11 protein-coding genes, 4 tRNA genes and 1 pseudogene are annotated in these 13,945 nt (G+C 56.7%); 14 read left to right on the top strand and 2 right to left on the bottom strand.

Annotated elements, in window-relative coordinates; translation table 11 throughout:
• The first annotated feature begins 67 nt into the window (after positions 1-67).
• The 9 genes from gltX (at position 68) to AUC61_RS23190 (ending at position 5,127) form a co-directional block, all read left to right on the top strand.
• A complete protein-coding gene (gene gltX, locus AUC61_RS23230; protein ID WP_243248513.1) occupies positions 68-1,549 on the top strand; it encodes a glutamate--tRNA ligase in 1,482 nt (493 codons plus the stop codon).
• Positions 1,550-1,695: 146 nt separating this feature from the next.
• A tRNA-Ala gene (locus tag AUC61_RS23225) sits at positions 1,696-1,771 on the top strand.
• Between the two features lie 89 nt (positions 1,772-1,860).
• Positions 1,861-1,936, top strand: a tRNA-Glu gene (locus tag AUC61_RS23220).
• Between the two features lie 50 nt (positions 1,937-1,986).
• Positions 1,987-2,062, top strand: a tRNA-Ala gene (locus AUC61_RS23215).
• 46 nt (positions 2,063-2,108) lie between these two features.
• Positions 2,109-2,184 (top strand) — tRNA-Glu (locus AUC61_RS23210).
• Between the two features lie 201 nt (positions 2,185-2,385).
• A complete protein-coding gene (locus tag AUC61_RS23205) occupies positions 2,386-2,925 on the top strand; it encodes a TetR/AcrR family transcriptional regulator (protein ID WP_243248512.1) in 540 nt (179 codons plus the stop codon).
• A 195-nt stretch (positions 2,926-3,120) separates the two neighbouring features.
• Complete coding sequence (locus AUC61_RS23200; protein WP_243248511.1) at positions 3,121-3,582, top strand: acyl-CoA thioesterase; 462 nt, start codon at positions 3,121-3,123, stop codon at positions 3,580-3,582.
• Positions 3,583-3,611: 29 nt separating this feature from the next.
• Positions 3,612-4,571: a tRNA dihydrouridine synthase gene (locus tag AUC61_RS23195; protein ID WP_243248510.1), complete on the top strand. Its 960-nt coding sequence runs from the start codon at positions 3,612-3,614 to the stop codon at positions 4,569-4,571.
• A gap of 112 nt (positions 4,572-4,683) precedes the next feature.
• A complete protein-coding gene (locus AUC61_RS23190) occupies positions 4,684-5,127 on the top strand; it encodes an Hsp20 family protein (protein ID WP_243248509.1) in 444 nt (147 codons plus the stop codon).
• A gap of 44 nt (positions 5,128-5,171) precedes the next feature.
• Here the strand turns inward: AUC61_RS23190 and AUC61_RS23185 are convergent.
• Positions 5,172-7,274: pseudogene (locus AUC61_RS23185) on the bottom strand (putative bifunctional diguanylate cyclase/phosphodiesterase); the annotation flags it as partial.
• A gap of 116 nt (positions 7,275-7,390) precedes the next feature.
• Positions 7,391-8,269 (bottom strand): LysR family transcriptional regulator, encoded by an 879-nt coding sequence (locus AUC61_RS23180; RefSeq protein WP_243248508.1) that lies wholly within the window; start codon positions 8,267-8,269, stop codon positions 7,391-7,393.
• A gap of 149 nt (positions 8,270-8,418) precedes the next feature.
• On the opposite strand from AUC61_RS23180, the gene leuC reads away from it, so the two are divergent.
• The 5 genes from leuC (at position 8,419) to asd (ending at position 13,760) form a co-directional block, all read left to right on the top strand.
• Positions 8,419-9,843, top strand: a complete 1,425-nt coding sequence (leuC, locus tag AUC61_RS23175) for a 3-isopropylmalate dehydratase large subunit (protein WP_243248507.1) — start codon at positions 8,419-8,421, stop codon at positions 9,841-9,843.
• A 10-nt stretch (positions 9,844-9,853) separates the two neighbouring features.
• On the top strand, positions 9,854-10,495 hold the full coding sequence (leuD, locus tag AUC61_RS23170) for a 3-isopropylmalate dehydratase small subunit (protein ID WP_243248506.1): 642 nt from the start codon (positions 9,854-9,856) through the stop codon (positions 10,493-10,495).
• Between the two features lie 171 nt (positions 10,496-10,666).
• Positions 10,667-11,431 (top strand): class I SAM-dependent methyltransferase, encoded by a 765-nt coding sequence (locus tag AUC61_RS23165; RefSeq protein ID WP_243248505.1) that lies wholly within the window; start codon positions 10,667-10,669, stop codon positions 11,429-11,431.
• A 65-nt stretch (positions 11,432-11,496) separates the two neighbouring features.
• Positions 11,497-12,579, top strand: coding sequence for a 3-isopropylmalate dehydrogenase (gene leuB / locus AUC61_RS23160; RefSeq protein WP_122666519.1), 1,083 nt, complete (start codon positions 11,497-11,499; stop codon positions 12,577-12,579).
• 68 nt (positions 12,580-12,647) lie between these two features.
• On the top strand, positions 12,648-13,760 hold the full coding sequence (asd, locus tag AUC61_RS23155; protein ID WP_027900872.1) for an aspartate-semialdehyde dehydrogenase: 1,113 nt from the start codon (positions 12,648-12,650) through the stop codon (positions 13,758-13,760).
• Positions 13,761-13,945 lie beyond the last annotated feature (185 nt).

Here is a 13,945-nt window from a genome sequence, read left to right as displayed (position 1 = left end):
CAGCTCCCACAGTATCCTCGGCGCCTGTTAAGATTCACGGCTTGTTTGACCTATTTCGGGATTTTTCATGACCACCGTTCGTACCCGCATCGCGCCTTCGCCTACTGGCGACCCTCACGTTGGCACGGCTTATATCGCGCTCTTCAACTACTGCTTTGCCAAGCAGCATGGCGGTGAGTTCATCCTGCGCATCGAGGATACCGATCAACTGCGTTCGACCCGCGAGTCGGAGCAGCAGATTTTCGATGCGCTGCGCTGGCTGGGTATCGAGTGGAGTGAAGGTCCGGACGTGGGTGGCCCGCACGGTCCTTACCGGCAGAGCGAGCGCGGCGACATTTATCAGAAGTACGCTCAGCAACTGGTTGAACTGGGCCATGCTTTCCCGTGTTTCTGCACCGCTGAAGAGCTGGATCAGATGCGCGCCGAGCAGATGGCCAAGGGCGAAACTCCGCGCTATGACGGCCGTGCCTTGCTGCTTTCCAAAGAAGAAGTTGCACGTCGCCTGGCGGCCGGTGAACCTCACGTTATCCGCATGAAAGTGCCGAGCGAGGGTGTTTGCGTGGTGCCAGACATGTTGCGTGGTGAAGTGGAGATCCCATGGGATCGCATGGACATGCAAGTGTTGATGAAGACCGACGGTCTGCCGACTTACTTCCTGGCCAACGTTGTCGATGACCATTTGATGGGCATCACTCACGTACTGCGTGGCGAGGAGTGGCTGCCATCGGCTCCCAAGCTGATTCTGCTCTACGAATACTTCGGCTGGGACAAGCCTCAGCTGTGCTACATGCCGCTGCTGCGTAACCCGGACAAGAGCAAGCTGTCCAAGCGCAAGAACCCGACCTCGGTCACGTTCTACGAGCGCATGGGTTTCATGCCTGAAGCCATGCTCAACTACCTGGGGCGCATGGGCTGGTCGATGCCGGACGAGCGCGAGAAGTTCTCTCTGGAAGAAATGGTCGAGCATTTTGATCTTTCGCGGGTTTCCCTGGGCGGGCCGATCTTCGATATCGAGAAACTCTCCTGGCTCAACGGCCAGTGGTTACGTGAGTTGCCAGTCGAAGAGTTCGCTGCCCGACTGCAGCACTGGGCGCTGAACCCTGAATACATGATGAAGATCGCGCCGCATGTGCAGGGCAGGGTGGAGACATTCAGCCAGGTCGCGCCATTGGCCGGTTTCTTCTTCGCCGGTGGCGTGACGCCGGATGTGAAGCTGTTCGAGCACAAGAAACTGTCCCCTGAGCAGGTGCGTCAGGTCATGCAGTTGATCCTGTGGAAGCTGGAGTCGCTGCGTCAGTGGGAAAAGGAACGGATCATGGGCTGCATTCAGGCTGTTGTTGAGCATCTGGAGCTCAAGCTACGTGATGCCATGCCGCTGATGTTTGCTGCCATCACCGGGCAGGCCAACTCAGTGTCGGTGACTGATGCGATGGAAATCCTCGGCCCTGATCTGACTCGCTTCCGCTTGCGACAGGCGCTTGATCTGCTGGGCGGTGTCTCCAAGAAAGAAAACAAGGAATGGGAAAAGCTTCTGGGTGCCATCGCCTGAGGCAATGCTTGTGCCTGTCAGCCCCCCGGTTTTCCGGGGGCTGAATGGTAAGTGGTTGTATTACCGACAAAAAACTTTAGAAATTGTTAAAAATAAATTTGACAGCCCAGCGACTCACGCTTAACATGCGCCCCGTCCACTGATGTGGGGCTTTAGCTCAGCTGGGAGAGCGCCTGCATGGCATGCAGGAGGTCAGCGGTTCGATCCCGCTAAGCTCCACCAAATTTAGAGTTTCAAAGCTCGGCTACAATGCTTTGAAACGGTGCAAGATGATCGGATCCAGCGTCGATCATCAGCATCAAGAAGGTTTAGTCCCCTTCGTCTAGTGGCCTAGGACACCGCCCTTTCACGGCGGTAACAGGGGTTCGAGTCCCCTAGGGGACGCCATTTTAAAGTGCATCATTTGAAAGTGATGTGAGCCGCGAGGCGATAAATCCGGGGCTTTAGCTCAGCTGGGAGAGCGCCTGCATGGCATGCAGGAGGTCAGCGGTTCGATCCCGCTAAGCTCCACCAATTTTGCCAGGGTTTGCTATCAAGCGAATCTGCTCGAAGGTTTTGCGTCCCCTTCGTCTAGTGGCCTAGGACACCGCCCTTTCACGGCGGTAACAGGGGTTCGAGTCCCCTAGGGGACGCCACGATTTCTCGCTCTGCGAGACCAAGGGTCATTCGATTATTGAATGGCCCTTTTGTTTTTCTGGCGGTTTAATTTCTGCCATTTCTGCATGACTCCCTCAAATATCATCCTTGCGCCATTCTGTCTGCGACAGGCGGGGTGCCTTGTGCTTGTCATTTCAGATTATGCGAATAATATTATCTGCGTAATCTGGAGGTTCCGAATGACAGATAAAAAAGCACAAACCCGTGAACGTATCCTGAGCGCAGCCAGCACCGCGTTGATCACGCGTGGCCCCGAACAACCCAGCGTCAGCGAAATCATGGCAGCAGCAGGGCTGACAGTGGGTGGGTTTTACGCGCATTTCGATAGCAAAGAAGCGCTGATGCTCGAAGCGTTCGATCATTTGCTGAGTCAGCGCCGTGCCTCGGTGGCGCAAATCGACGATCAGCTTCCCGGCCAGGAGCGGCGTGCGCTGCTGGCGGCGTTCTATTTGTCGCGTAAACATCGGGATGCCACTGAGCTGGCTTGCCCGCTGCCATCAACGGTTGGCGAAATGTCACGATTGCCGAAGCTTTTTCAGGCGATGCTCGCCGAGCATCTGGAACTGATGGTCGCGCAACTGGCGGCGGCGCCTGAAGAGGCTGACAAGGTGTTGGCCGATGTTGCGTTGATGGTGGGCGGCTTGGCTCTGGCCAGAGCGCTGGGTAGTGGTGACCTGTCGGATAGAGTCCTGCGCGCGGCCAAATCGGCAGTGGTTTGAGGGGCGTATAGCTAACTGTTTTTTCTGTAGGAGTGAGCAAGCTCACTCCTACAGGCCGGAAGAGGCCTTTCCGAACGACGCATCTTTGGTGTTAGTAATAAAGTCTTCCCGGATAAATCCGGTCCCACAGGTCAACGTTGCTGTGTGTTTGGTTACACTCACCTGCCAACACAAAACACCAACGCAGGAGCAACTATGGTCTGGGATCTGACAACGCCTTTTGTGATCGACCTTAATGTATCCGCCGATGACATTGACGGGCTGGGGCATGCCAATAACGCGGTATACGTGACATGGCTGGAGCGTTGTGCCTGGCGGCATTCACAGCAGTTGGGGCTGGACCTGAGCGAGTATCGTCGACTGGACCGTGCCATGGCGGTCGTCAGGCATGAGATTGATTATCTCGCCAGTGCTTATCAAGACGATGAACTGCAGTTGGCAACCTGGATTGTTGATTGGGACAAGCGCTTGAAAATGACTCGACGTTTTCAGCTTCGGCGCCCCGGCGATGGCGTGACGCTGTTACGTGCGCAGACCACCTTTGTCTGCATCGAACTGTCCAGCGGCAAGCCCAAGCGCATGCCGGCAGAGTTCATCGACGGCTATGGTGTCGCCATGTCAAATCCTCTGGTTTCCAATCACGCCAGCGCGCCGTAAACTGCCGGACTTTTTTTCGAGTATGACCCATGCAAATTGCTCTGGCGCCCATGGAGGGACTGGTTGACGACATCCTGCGCGATGCCCTGACAAAAGTCGGTGGTATCGATTGGTGCGTGACCGAATTCATCCGGGTGTCCGAGCGTCTCATGCCGGCCCATTACTTCTACAAATACGCCTCCGAGTTTCACAACGGCGCGAAGACCGAGGCCGGCACTCCGCTGCGTCTCCAGCTATTGGGTTCCGATCCGGTTTGTCTGGCGGAAAACGCTGCATTCGCCTGTGAGTTGGGTGCGCCGGTGCTGGATCTGAATTTTGGCTGTCCGGCCAAAACCGTCAATCGCTCTCGCGGCGGTGCGATTTTGCTCAAAGAGCCCGAGCTGCTGCATTCCATTCTGAGTCAGGTACGTAGCGCGGTGCCAAAGCACATCCCGGTCACGGCCAAGATGCGCCTGGGCTATGAGAATACCGACGGCGCGCTGGATTGCGCCCGGGCTCTGGCTGACGGTGGAGCGGAGCAGATCGTTGTTCACGCCCGGACCAAGGTAGACGGCTACAAACCGCCTGCACATTGGGAGTGGATCGCGCGTATTCAGGAAGTGGTCAAGGTGCCGGTCGTCGCCAATGGCGAAATCTGGACCGTGGATGACTGGCGTCGCTGCCGGGAAATCTGTGGTGCTCGCGACATCATGATCGGTCGCGGGCTGGTGGCTCGCCCTGATCTGGCGCGGCAGATTGCTGCAGCGCAAAAAGGCGAGGAGGTCATGCCGATGACCTGGGCCGAGCTGCAGCCCATGCTACGAACCTTCTGGTTGCAATGTCTGGACAAGATGACCCTGATTCAAGCGCCTGGCCGCCTCAAGCAATGGCTGGTGCTGTTGACCAAAAGCTATCCGGAGGCAACGCAGATGTTCGATGCATTGCGTCGGGAAACCGACTGCCAGCGAATCAGTGTTTTGCTAGGCGTCAGTGCCGACGAACGGTCATAAAAAAAATGAAAATAAACTCTTGAAAAGCTTTTGGTCGACCCTAGCTTAGGGATTACGCGATGCCGAATTCGGGTCGCGGATTAAACAACTCGCTGTTTACAGGAGATTTATCATGACTACTGCATTTTCCCTGGCTCCACTGTTCCGTAGCTCTGTTGGCTTTGATCGTTTCAATGACCTTTTTGAGGCTGCCGCACGCAATGAAACCGCTGGCGGCTACCCTCCTTACAACGTCGAGAAACATGCGGATGATCAATACCGCATCGTGATCGCAGCTGCAGGCTTTGTTGAAGAAGATCTGGAGCTTCAGGTAGAGAAGGGCGTGTTGACCGTTTCCGGTGGCAAGCGCGAAAACACTACCGAAAACGTGACTTACCTGCATCAGGGCATCGCTCAGCGAGCCTTCAAGTTGTCGTTCCGGCTGGCCGACCACATTGAAGTGCAAAACGCGGGTCTGTCGAATGGCTTGCTGAATATTGATCTGTTGCGTCTGGTGCCTGAAGAAGCCAAGGCCAAGCGTATCCCGATCAATGCACAGAAAGTCCTGAATAGCTGATTGTTTATTTATCAGCAAAAGAAGGCGCCTTAGGGCGCCTTCTTTCATCCCAGCAGATTTAGCTGACTGCCCTCAAACAGACTTTCAGGCTGCCTCAAGCGATTTTCGAATGCACTCAAGGTCAGTGGCTCGCTGAATAAATAGCCCTGATACAAGCTGCACCCCAACTGCTCAAGAAATTCCAGTTGCAGCTTTTGTTCCACGCCCTCTGCTATCACCGTCAGGTTAAGGCTTTGCGCCATGGCTACGATGGCCCGGATGATTTCTGCGTCATTGGGATCAGTCGTCGCGTCACGGATGAACGACTGGTCAATTTTCAACGCGTCGACCGGCAGCCGTTTGAGGTAGGTCAGCGATGAATAGCCCGTGCCGAAGTCATCCATGGCGAAACTGACGCCGAGCTTTTTCAGTTCGTGCATCTTGGCGATGGTGTCATCCAGATTCTGAATAACGATGCCTTCGGTGATTTCCAGCTTGAGCAGATTGCTGGGCAAGCCATTGACGTGCAGACAGCGTTTGACCCGTTCAACGAAGTCGTTCTGGCGGAATTGGCGAGGGCTGATGTTTACGCACAGGCTGAAATGTTGCACATCGATCAAGTCGTCATGCAGCAATTTACTTGCAGTCCTGCAGGCTTCTTCGAGGATCCAGGCCCCAACCTCCATGATCATCCCGCTTTCTTCAAGGATCTGAATAAACTGGTTGGGCGGCAGATTGCCGCTTTCCGGATGTTCCCAGCGCAGCAACGCTTCTGCGCCGATGATGCGATTGATCCGGGTATCCACCTGGGGTTGGTAGCACAGGCTGAACTCACCGCGGGGCAGAGCCATGCGCAGGTCATTTTCCATGCGCAAGCGTTCGCTCGCCGCTTTTTGCATGGACTCCTGAAACAGCTGTGTGGCGTTACGGCCAGAGTCTTTGGCGCGATACAAGGCAATATCCGCACGCTTGAGCAAGTCGGCGCTGGTCAGGCCGTGGTCGGGGATCAGTGCGATACCAATGCTCGGCGTGATTTGCAGTCGCTGATTGTCGAGAAACATCGGCTGGGCGAGCAGGGCGCGAAGCATATCGGCCAGCTCCAGCACCTGATCGGTGACATCGTCACGGCTACCTTCCAGGCCGCTGATCAACACCACGAACTCGTCTCCGCCCAGGCGTGCGACGGTGTCCTCCAGGCGCACGCTCGCTTCGAGTCGGGCGGTGACGATCTTCAGCACGCTGTCGCCCACCGGATGGCCCAGTGAGTCATTGATGTGTTTGAAGTGATCCAGATCCATGAAAAGCAAGGCGCCGCGTAGATTGTGGCGCTGTAACAGGATTATCTGCTGGCTGAGACGATCCATGAGCAACGCCCGGTTGGGCAGATTGGTCAGGGAGTCGTGATAGGCCAGGTGCTGAACCTGCTCCTGTGCACTCTTCAGCTCGCTGATGTCCCGGGCGTTCATCAGCAAGCATTCGACATCATTGAGGGTAATGGCTTCAACCGACACTTCAGCGGTAACGTGGGAGCCGTTCTTGTGACAGCCGGTCATCTCCCGGTGATGCACCCGGCCATTCTCTTCAAGGTCCAGGATTAACTGTTCGCGTTGGTTAATGTCCGACCAGATCCCCAGTTCAGTGACGGTGCGACCGATCACCTCTTCCGGGATAAACCCCAGTAAACGGCAAAATCCGCCGTTTACTTCCAGATAACGGCCGCTTGCACGTTCCGTGATGGTGATAGCGTCAGGACTGGCATGGAACGCTTTGGCAAACTTCTCTTCGCTGGCTTTCAGGGCACGCTCGGCGCGCAGGTGGGCGCTGTTGTCCATAAACGTACTGAGTAAGAACAGTTGCTGGTCCAGTTCGATTTTCAGTGCGCTGAAGGTGCCTTCGACCAGCCCGCCATCCCGTGCCCGTAATTGCACATCCAGCCGGACGGGGTCATCTTGCATGATGACCTTCTTGACCAGATTTTTGCGCTGCTCGCTGTCGTCCCATAACCCCAGGTCGATTCCCGTCTTGCCAATGGCTTCGGCAGCGGGCCAGCCCAGCAGGGTTTCGAACTGGCGATTGACCTCGCAGATAATCCCGCTGTCGATGCGGGACAGGATCACGACATTGGGACTGAGGTTATATAGCGTCGCAAAACGCTTTTCCGATTCACTCGGCGTCGCTGCGGCGTCGGGTGGTTGAAAGGTAATGCTGTCTGCAGGTATTGGCATATGATCACGCGCCTGTAAGTAATAAAGGCAGTAATACGATCTTCAGCGGTAACAACCTTTCAGGATTGGATAGCCTGTGCATCGAGTAACGCCATGAATGCCCGTGCCGCATTCGACAACGTGCGCTCCGTATGAAGAATGTAGCCTAGCTGACGACTGAGCTGTATGCCCGGTAAAGGGATGCGCGCTACTTGTTCATCCAGCATAGTTCGCGGCAGAACACTCCACGCGAGCCCGATGGAGACCATCATTTTGATGGTTTCCAGATAATTGGTACTCATCGCGATGTCGGGCTTGAGTCCCTGGGCCTCACACAAACCGCTGACGATGTGGTGAGTGAACGTATTGTTGCCCGGGAAAACTGCCGGGTAGCGAACCACGTCCTGCAGGCTCACTGGACCGCTATTAGCCAGTGGGTGTTCGGGGGCGGCGACAAAGTCCAGCGGGTCGTCCCAGACCGGCATGGCTTTGACCAGCGTGTGTGGGGTTGGCGCAAGGGTGATGACCGCCAGTTCTGCCCGGCCATGAAGAATCTCTTCGTAGGCCACTTCCGAGTCCAGAAACTGGATGTCCAGCGCCACGTCCGGAAAGCGTCGGGTGAACTCCCGGAGCAGGGGCGGCAGACGGTGCAGGCCGATGTGATGGCTGGTCGCCAAGGTCAAACGGCCGGTGACTTCCCCGGTCAGGTTAGTCAGCGCCCGGCGCGTATCGTCCAGCACGTTCAGAATCTGATAAGCCCTGGGCAGCAAAGCCCTGCCAGCCTCGGTCAGGCTGACTTCACGGCCCAGCCGGTCAAACAGCCGAACGTTCAGCTGTTGCTCGAGCCCGGCGATGCGTTTGCTGATGGCAGGTTGGGTCAGGTGCAGGCGTTCACCTGCTCCGGAAAAGCTGCCGGTCTCGGCGATGGCTATAAAGGCGTTAAGGTTAGCCAGATCCATTTCAGATTCCAGTTGGTTATCCAAAGCATAAAAATTATGAATTTGAGTTATTTAAGCATATTCCATAGCATTGCCTCACAAGCCAAAGGGTCATCAGTTGATTGCCCAGGGCATAGAAAGATAGAAATACGCTGATGAGGAACCATCCGATGGCCGGCAAAACGTTGTACGACAAGCTCTGGGATTCGCACGAAGTAAAAAAGCGCGATGATGGCTCGTCGCTGATTTACATCGACCGCCACATCATCCACGAAGTGACCTCGCCGCAAGCCTTTGAAGGGCTGCGTCTGGCGGGTCGAAAGCCATGGCGCATTGACGCCAACATCGCTACTCCAGACCACAACGTGCCGACTACACCGGAACGTAAGGGTGGCATTGAAGCCATTGCCGATCAGGTGTCGCGTCTTCAGGTGCAAACCCTTGATGACAACTGCGACGAATACGGCATCACCGAATTCAAGATGAATGACGTGCGTCAGGGCATCGTCCATGTGATCAGCCCGGAGCAGGGCGCTACCTTGCCGGGAATGACGGTTGTCTGTGGCGACTCGCACACCTCTACTCATGGCGCATTTGGCGCGTTGGCCCACGGCATTGGTACCTCTGAGGTTGAGCATGTGCTCGCCACTCAATGCCTGGTCGCCAAGAAAATGAAGAACATGCTGGTTTCCGTTGAAGGCCAGCTGCCTGTCGGCGTGACGGCCAAGGACATCGTTCTGGCGGTCATCGGCAAGATCGGCACGGCCGGTGGCAATGGTCACGCCATGGAGTTCGCGGGCAGTGCGATTCGTGATCTGTCGGTCGAAGGCCGTATGACCATCTGCAACATGTCCATCGAGGCGGGTGCTCGTGTCGGTCTGGTAGCGACTGACGAAAAGACCGTTGCCTACGTGAAGGGCCGTCCTTTCGCACCGAAAGGCGAGCAGTGGGACTTGGCAGTTGAAGCCTGGAAGGATCTGGTCTCCGATCCTGATGCGCACTTCGACACCGTGGTCAAACTCGACGCTGCGCAGATCAAACCGCAGGTCAGTTGGGGTACTTCTCCGGAAATGGTGTTGGCCGTCGACCAGAACGTACCCGATCCGGCTCAGGAAGCTGATCTGGTCAAGCGTGGTTCGATCGAGCGTGCCTTGAAATACATGGGCCTCAAAGCCAATCAAGCCATCACCGACATTCAGCTGGATCGCGTATTTATTGGTTCCTGTACCAACTCGCGTATCGAAGATTTGCGTGCCGCGGCTGAAATCGCCAAAGGCCGCAAGGTTGCCTCCACGATCAAGCAGGCGATTGTTGTGCCGGGCTCTGGCTTGGTCAAAGCTCAAGCCGAAAGCGAAGGTCTGGACAAGATCTTCCTGGAAGCCGGTTTCGAATGGCGCGAGCCAGGTTGCTCGATGTGTCTGGCGATGAACCCGGACCGCCTGGAAAGTGGCGAGCATTGCGCGTCCACCTCCAACCGTAACTTTGAGGGGCGTCAGGGGGCCGGTGGTCGTACTCACCTGGTCAGTCCTGCGATGGCCGCAGCGGCGGCAGTCAACGGTCGTTTCATCGATGTTCGCGAACTGATTCAGCACTAAGGAGCCCAGCATGAAAGCCTTTACTCAGCACACCGGCCTTGTCGCTCCTCTGGATCGTGCCAACGTCGATACCGATCAGATCATTCCCAAGCAGTTTCTGAAGTCGATCAAGCGCACCGGCTTTGGCCCGAACCTGTTCGACGAGTGGCGTTACCTTGATGTCGGGCAACCATATCAAGACAACTCCAAGCGGCCTTTGAACCCTGATTTCGTGCTAAACGATGCTCGCTATCAAGGTGCTAGCGTATTGCTGGCCCGGGAAAACTTCGGCTGCGGCTCAAGCCGTGAGCACGCGCCGTGGGCACTGGACGAGTACGGTTTCTGCGCGATCATCGCCCCCAGCTATGCCGACATTTTCTTCAACAACAGCTTCAAGAACGGCTTGCTGCCGATCATCCTCAACGAGGCTGAAGTTGATGAACTGTTCAAGCAGGTTGAAGCCAACGAAGGTTACCAGTTGACCATTGACCTGGCGGCCCAGACGGTGACTCGTCCAGACGGCAAGGTATACAGCTTTGAAGTCGATGCGTTCCGCAAGCATTGCCTGCTGGAAGGTCTGGATGACATCGGCCTGACGCTGGTTGACGGCGAGGCCATTGCCAGTTTTGAAGCGAAGCATCGCGCCAGCCAGCCGTGGTTGTTCCGCGGTTGAGATAGAAGTCTTGGAATGCATTCCCATGTGGGAGCTGGGCTTGCCCGCGATAGGGTCCATGCGATCTAAAGTGAACCGCGTCCAGCCTTATCGTCGGAATGCCGCCCAGACCAAGCCCAGCTCCCACAGGGGACCGCATTTTTCAGTTAGATTTTCATCAGGAAGAATCCCATGACCAACTCCGCCCACACTCAAGTCGTACAACGTCAATTTGGTGAGCAGGCTGCGGCCTATCTGAGCAGTGCCGTGCACGCCCAAGGCACCGAGTTTGCGCTGCTACAGGCCGAAGTGGCGGGGCGTAGCGATGCGCGGGTGCTGGATCTAGGATGTGGCGCGGGGCATGTGAGCTTTAATGTCGCGTCGGCGGTCGGCGAAGTGGTCGCGTACGACCTTTCTCAGCAGATGCTCGATGTGGTGAGTGCCGCAGCGCAAGAGCGCGGGTTGAGCAACGTCAGTACGGTTTGTGGCGCGGCTGAACGCCTGCCGTTTGAGGATGGCGAGTTCGACTTTGTGTTCAGTCGTTATTCGGCTCACCACTGGAGCGATCTGGCGGTGGCATTGCGGGAAGTGCGCCGGGTATTGAAGCCGGGCGGTGTCGCCGCGTTCATTGACGTTATGTCGCCGGGCAGTCCGTTGCTGGATACCTACCTGCAAAGCGTGGAAGTGCTGCGTGACACCAGTCATGTGCGTGATTATTCGGCCGCCGAGTGGCTGCGGCAGGTCAGCGAGGCCGGTCTGTTTACCCGCAGCCACAGCCGTCAGCGCCTGCATCTGGAATACGGCTCATGGGTTGAGCGGATGCGCACCCCGCAAGCCATGCGGGTGGCGATTCGTGAGTTGCAGCAAGCAATGGGCGCTGAAGTGCGCGAGTATTTCGAGATTACCGCTGATGGCTCGTTCAGCACCGATGTGCTGGTGTTATGGGCCGAACGCTAGTTTTTTCCGTTCAGTAGACGAAGAGGCGCTGACCGACAGTGCCGATACAAAAAATTGAGGATGTTATGAGCAAGCAGATTCTGATTCTCCCAGGTGATGGTATCGGTCCGGAAATCATGACCGAGGCGGTCAAGGTTCTTGAGCTGGCCAACGAGAAGTATCAACTGGGCTTCGAACTCAGCCACGACGTGATCGGCGGCGCAGCCATCGACAAACATGGCGTGCCACTGGCCGACGAAACGCTGGACCGTGCCCGCGCTGCCGACGCGGTATTGCTCGGCGCTGTGGGTGGCCCTAAATGGGACACCATCGCGCGCGATATCCGTCCAGAGCGTGGTCTGCTGAAAATCCGTGCGCAACTGGGCCTGTTCGGCAACCTGCGTCCGGCCATCCTGTATCCGCAACTGGCTGATGCCTCAAGCCTCAAGCCTGAAATCGTTGCCGGTCTGGACATCCTCATCGTTCGCGAACTGACCGGCGGGATCTACTTCGGTGCGCCGCGTGGCACTCAGACCCTGGAAAACGGTGAGCGTCAGGCCTACGACACGCTGCCGTACAGCGAAAGCGAAATTCGTCGTATCGCCCGAGTCGGTTTCGACATGGCGCGTGTGCGTGGCAAGAAGCTGTGCTCGGTGGACAAGGCCAACGTTCTGGCCTCCAGCCAGCTGTGGCGTGAAGTGGTCGAAGAAGTGGCCAAGGATTACCCGGACGTCGAACTGAGTCACATGTACGTCGACAATGCTGCCATGCAACTGGTGCGTGCCCCGAAGCAATTCGACGTGATCGTCACCGACAACCTGTTCGGCGACATCCTGTCCGACGAAGCGTCGATGCTCACCGGTTCCATCGGCATGCTGCCGTCGGCCTCGCTGGATGCCAATAACAAGGGCATGTATGAGCCTTGCCATGGCTCGGCACCTGACATCGCGGGCAAAGGCATTGCCAACCCGCTGGCGACGATCCTTTCGGTCTCGATGATGCTGCGTTACAGCTTCAATCTGACCGACGCAGCCGACGCCATTGAAAAGGCAGTCAGCCTGGTTCTGGATCAAGGCTTGCGCACCGGTGACATCTGGTCGGCGGGCAATGCGAAAGTCGGTACGCAGGAAATGGGCGACGCTGTAGTCGCCGCGCTGCGCAATCTGTAATATCTCGGGCCCGTCGCGAATTCGAACCCGGATACGACGGCCCACTTTTTAAACAAGGTGTAGTTGCGATGAAACGTGTAGGTCTGATCGGTTGGCGTGGAATGGTCGGTTCCGTGCTCATGCAGCGGATGCTGGAAGAGCAGGATTTTGATCTGATCGAGCCGGTGTTTTTCACTACCTCCAACGTAGGCGGCCAAGGCCCCTCCGTGGGCAAGGACGTGGCTCCGCTCAAAGATGCTTACAGCATTGACGAGCTGAAAACCCTCGACGTGATTCTGACCTGCCAGGGCGGCGACTACACCAATGAGGTGTTCCCGAAGCTGCGTGAAGCCGGTTGGCAAGGTTACTGGATCGATGCCGCTTCCAGCCTGCGTATGCAGGATGATGCGGTCATCGTTCTGGACCCGGTTAACCGCAAGGTCATCGACCAGCAGCTCGACGCGGGTACCAAAAACTACATCGGCGGTAACTGCACGGTCAGCTTGATGCTGATGGGCCTGGGCGGTCTGTTTGAAGCCGGTCTGGTGGAGTGGATGAATGCCATGACCTACCAGGCAGCCTCTGGAGCAGGCGCGCAGAACATGCGTGAGCTGATCAAGCAGATGGGCGCGACTCACGCGGCTGTTGCTGATGATCTGGCCAACCCTGCCAGTGCGATTCTGGACATCGACCGCAAGGTCGCTGAAGCCATGCGCAGCGATGCCTACCCAACGGAAAACTTCGGTGTGCCATTGGCTGGCAGCCTGATCCCGTGGATCGACAAGGAACTGCCGAACGGCCAGAGCCGTGAAGAGTGGAAAGGCCAGGCCGAGACCAACAAGATTCTCGGTCGCTTCAAGAGCCCGATTCCGGTCGATGGCATCTGCGTACGAATCGGCTCGATGCGTTGCCACAGCCAGGCATTGACCATCAAGCTCAATAAGGATGTGCCAATCGCCGACATCGAAGGTTTGATCAGCCAGCACAACCCTTGGGTGAAGCTGGTGCCAAACCATCGTGAAGCGAGCATTCAGGAGCTGAGCCCGACCTCCGTGACCGGCACCATGAGCATCCCGGTGGGACGTTTGCGCAAACTGAATATGGGTTCCCAGTACCTGGGTGCTTTCACCGTAGGCGACCAATTGCTGTGGGGCGCGGCCGAACCGCTGCGTCGCATGCTGCGGATCCTGCTGGAGCGTTGATCGTCTGGTTGTAGCTGACATAAAAAACCGCCTTTCGGGGCGGTTTTTTTATGGATGAAGATTTTGGTTGGAATGCATTCCCTTGTGGGAGCTGAGCTTGCTCGCGATAAGGACACCGCGCATTGCAGTTCGAGCTCGTCCAGGCTTATCGCGAGCAAGCTCAGCTCCCACAGAATTCTGCAGGA

This window comes from Pseudomonas maioricensis (assembly GCF_022790535.1).
Taxonomy (GTDB): Bacteria; Pseudomonadota; Gammaproteobacteria; order Pseudomonadales; family Pseudomonadaceae; genus Aquipseudomonas; species Aquipseudomonas maioricensis.
The sequence above is the reverse complement of the archived record's forward strand: the minus strand, read 5'-3'. Positions and strand labels throughout refer to the sequence as shown.

Bases quoted from the DNA above. Each gene is read 5' to 3' on its own strand.
- gltX (WP_243248513.1), top strand. From the start codon at position 68: ATGACCACCGTTCGTACCCGCATCGCGCCTTCGCCTACTGGCGACCCT.
- AUC61_RS23205 (WP_243248512.1), top strand. From the start codon at position 2,386: ATGACAGATAAAAAAGCACAAACCCGTGAACGTATCCTGAGCGCAGCC.
- AUC61_RS23200 (WP_243248511.1), top strand. From the start codon at position 3,121: ATGGTCTGGGATCTGACAACGCCTTTTGTGATCGACCTTAATGTATCC.
- AUC61_RS23195 (WP_243248510.1), top strand. From the start codon at position 3,612: ATGCAAATTGCTCTGGCGCCCATGGAGGGACTGGTTGACGACATCCTG.
- AUC61_RS23190 (WP_243248509.1), top strand. From the start codon at position 4,684: ATGACTACTGCATTTTCCCTGGCTCCACTGTTCCGTAGCTCTGTTGGC.
- AUC61_RS23180 (WP_243248508.1), bottom strand. From the start codon at position 8,269: ATGGATCTGGCTAACCTTAACGCCTTTATAGCCATCGCCGAGACCGGC.
- leuC (WP_243248507.1), top strand. From the start codon at position 8,419: ATGGCCGGCAAAACGTTGTACGACAAGCTCTGGGATTCGCACGAAGTA.
- leuD (WP_243248506.1), top strand. From the start codon at position 9,854: ATGAAAGCCTTTACTCAGCACACCGGCCTTGTCGCTCCTCTGGATCGT.
- AUC61_RS23165 (WP_243248505.1), top strand. From the start codon at position 10,667: ATGACCAACTCCGCCCACACTCAAGTCGTACAACGTCAATTTGGTGAG.
- leuB (WP_122666519.1), top strand. From the start codon at position 11,497: ATGAGCAAGCAGATTCTGATTCTCCCAGGTGATGGTATCGGTCCGGAA.
- asd (WP_027900872.1), top strand. From the start codon at position 12,648: ATGAAACGTGTAGGTCTGATCGGTTGGCGTGGAATGGTCGGTTCCGTG.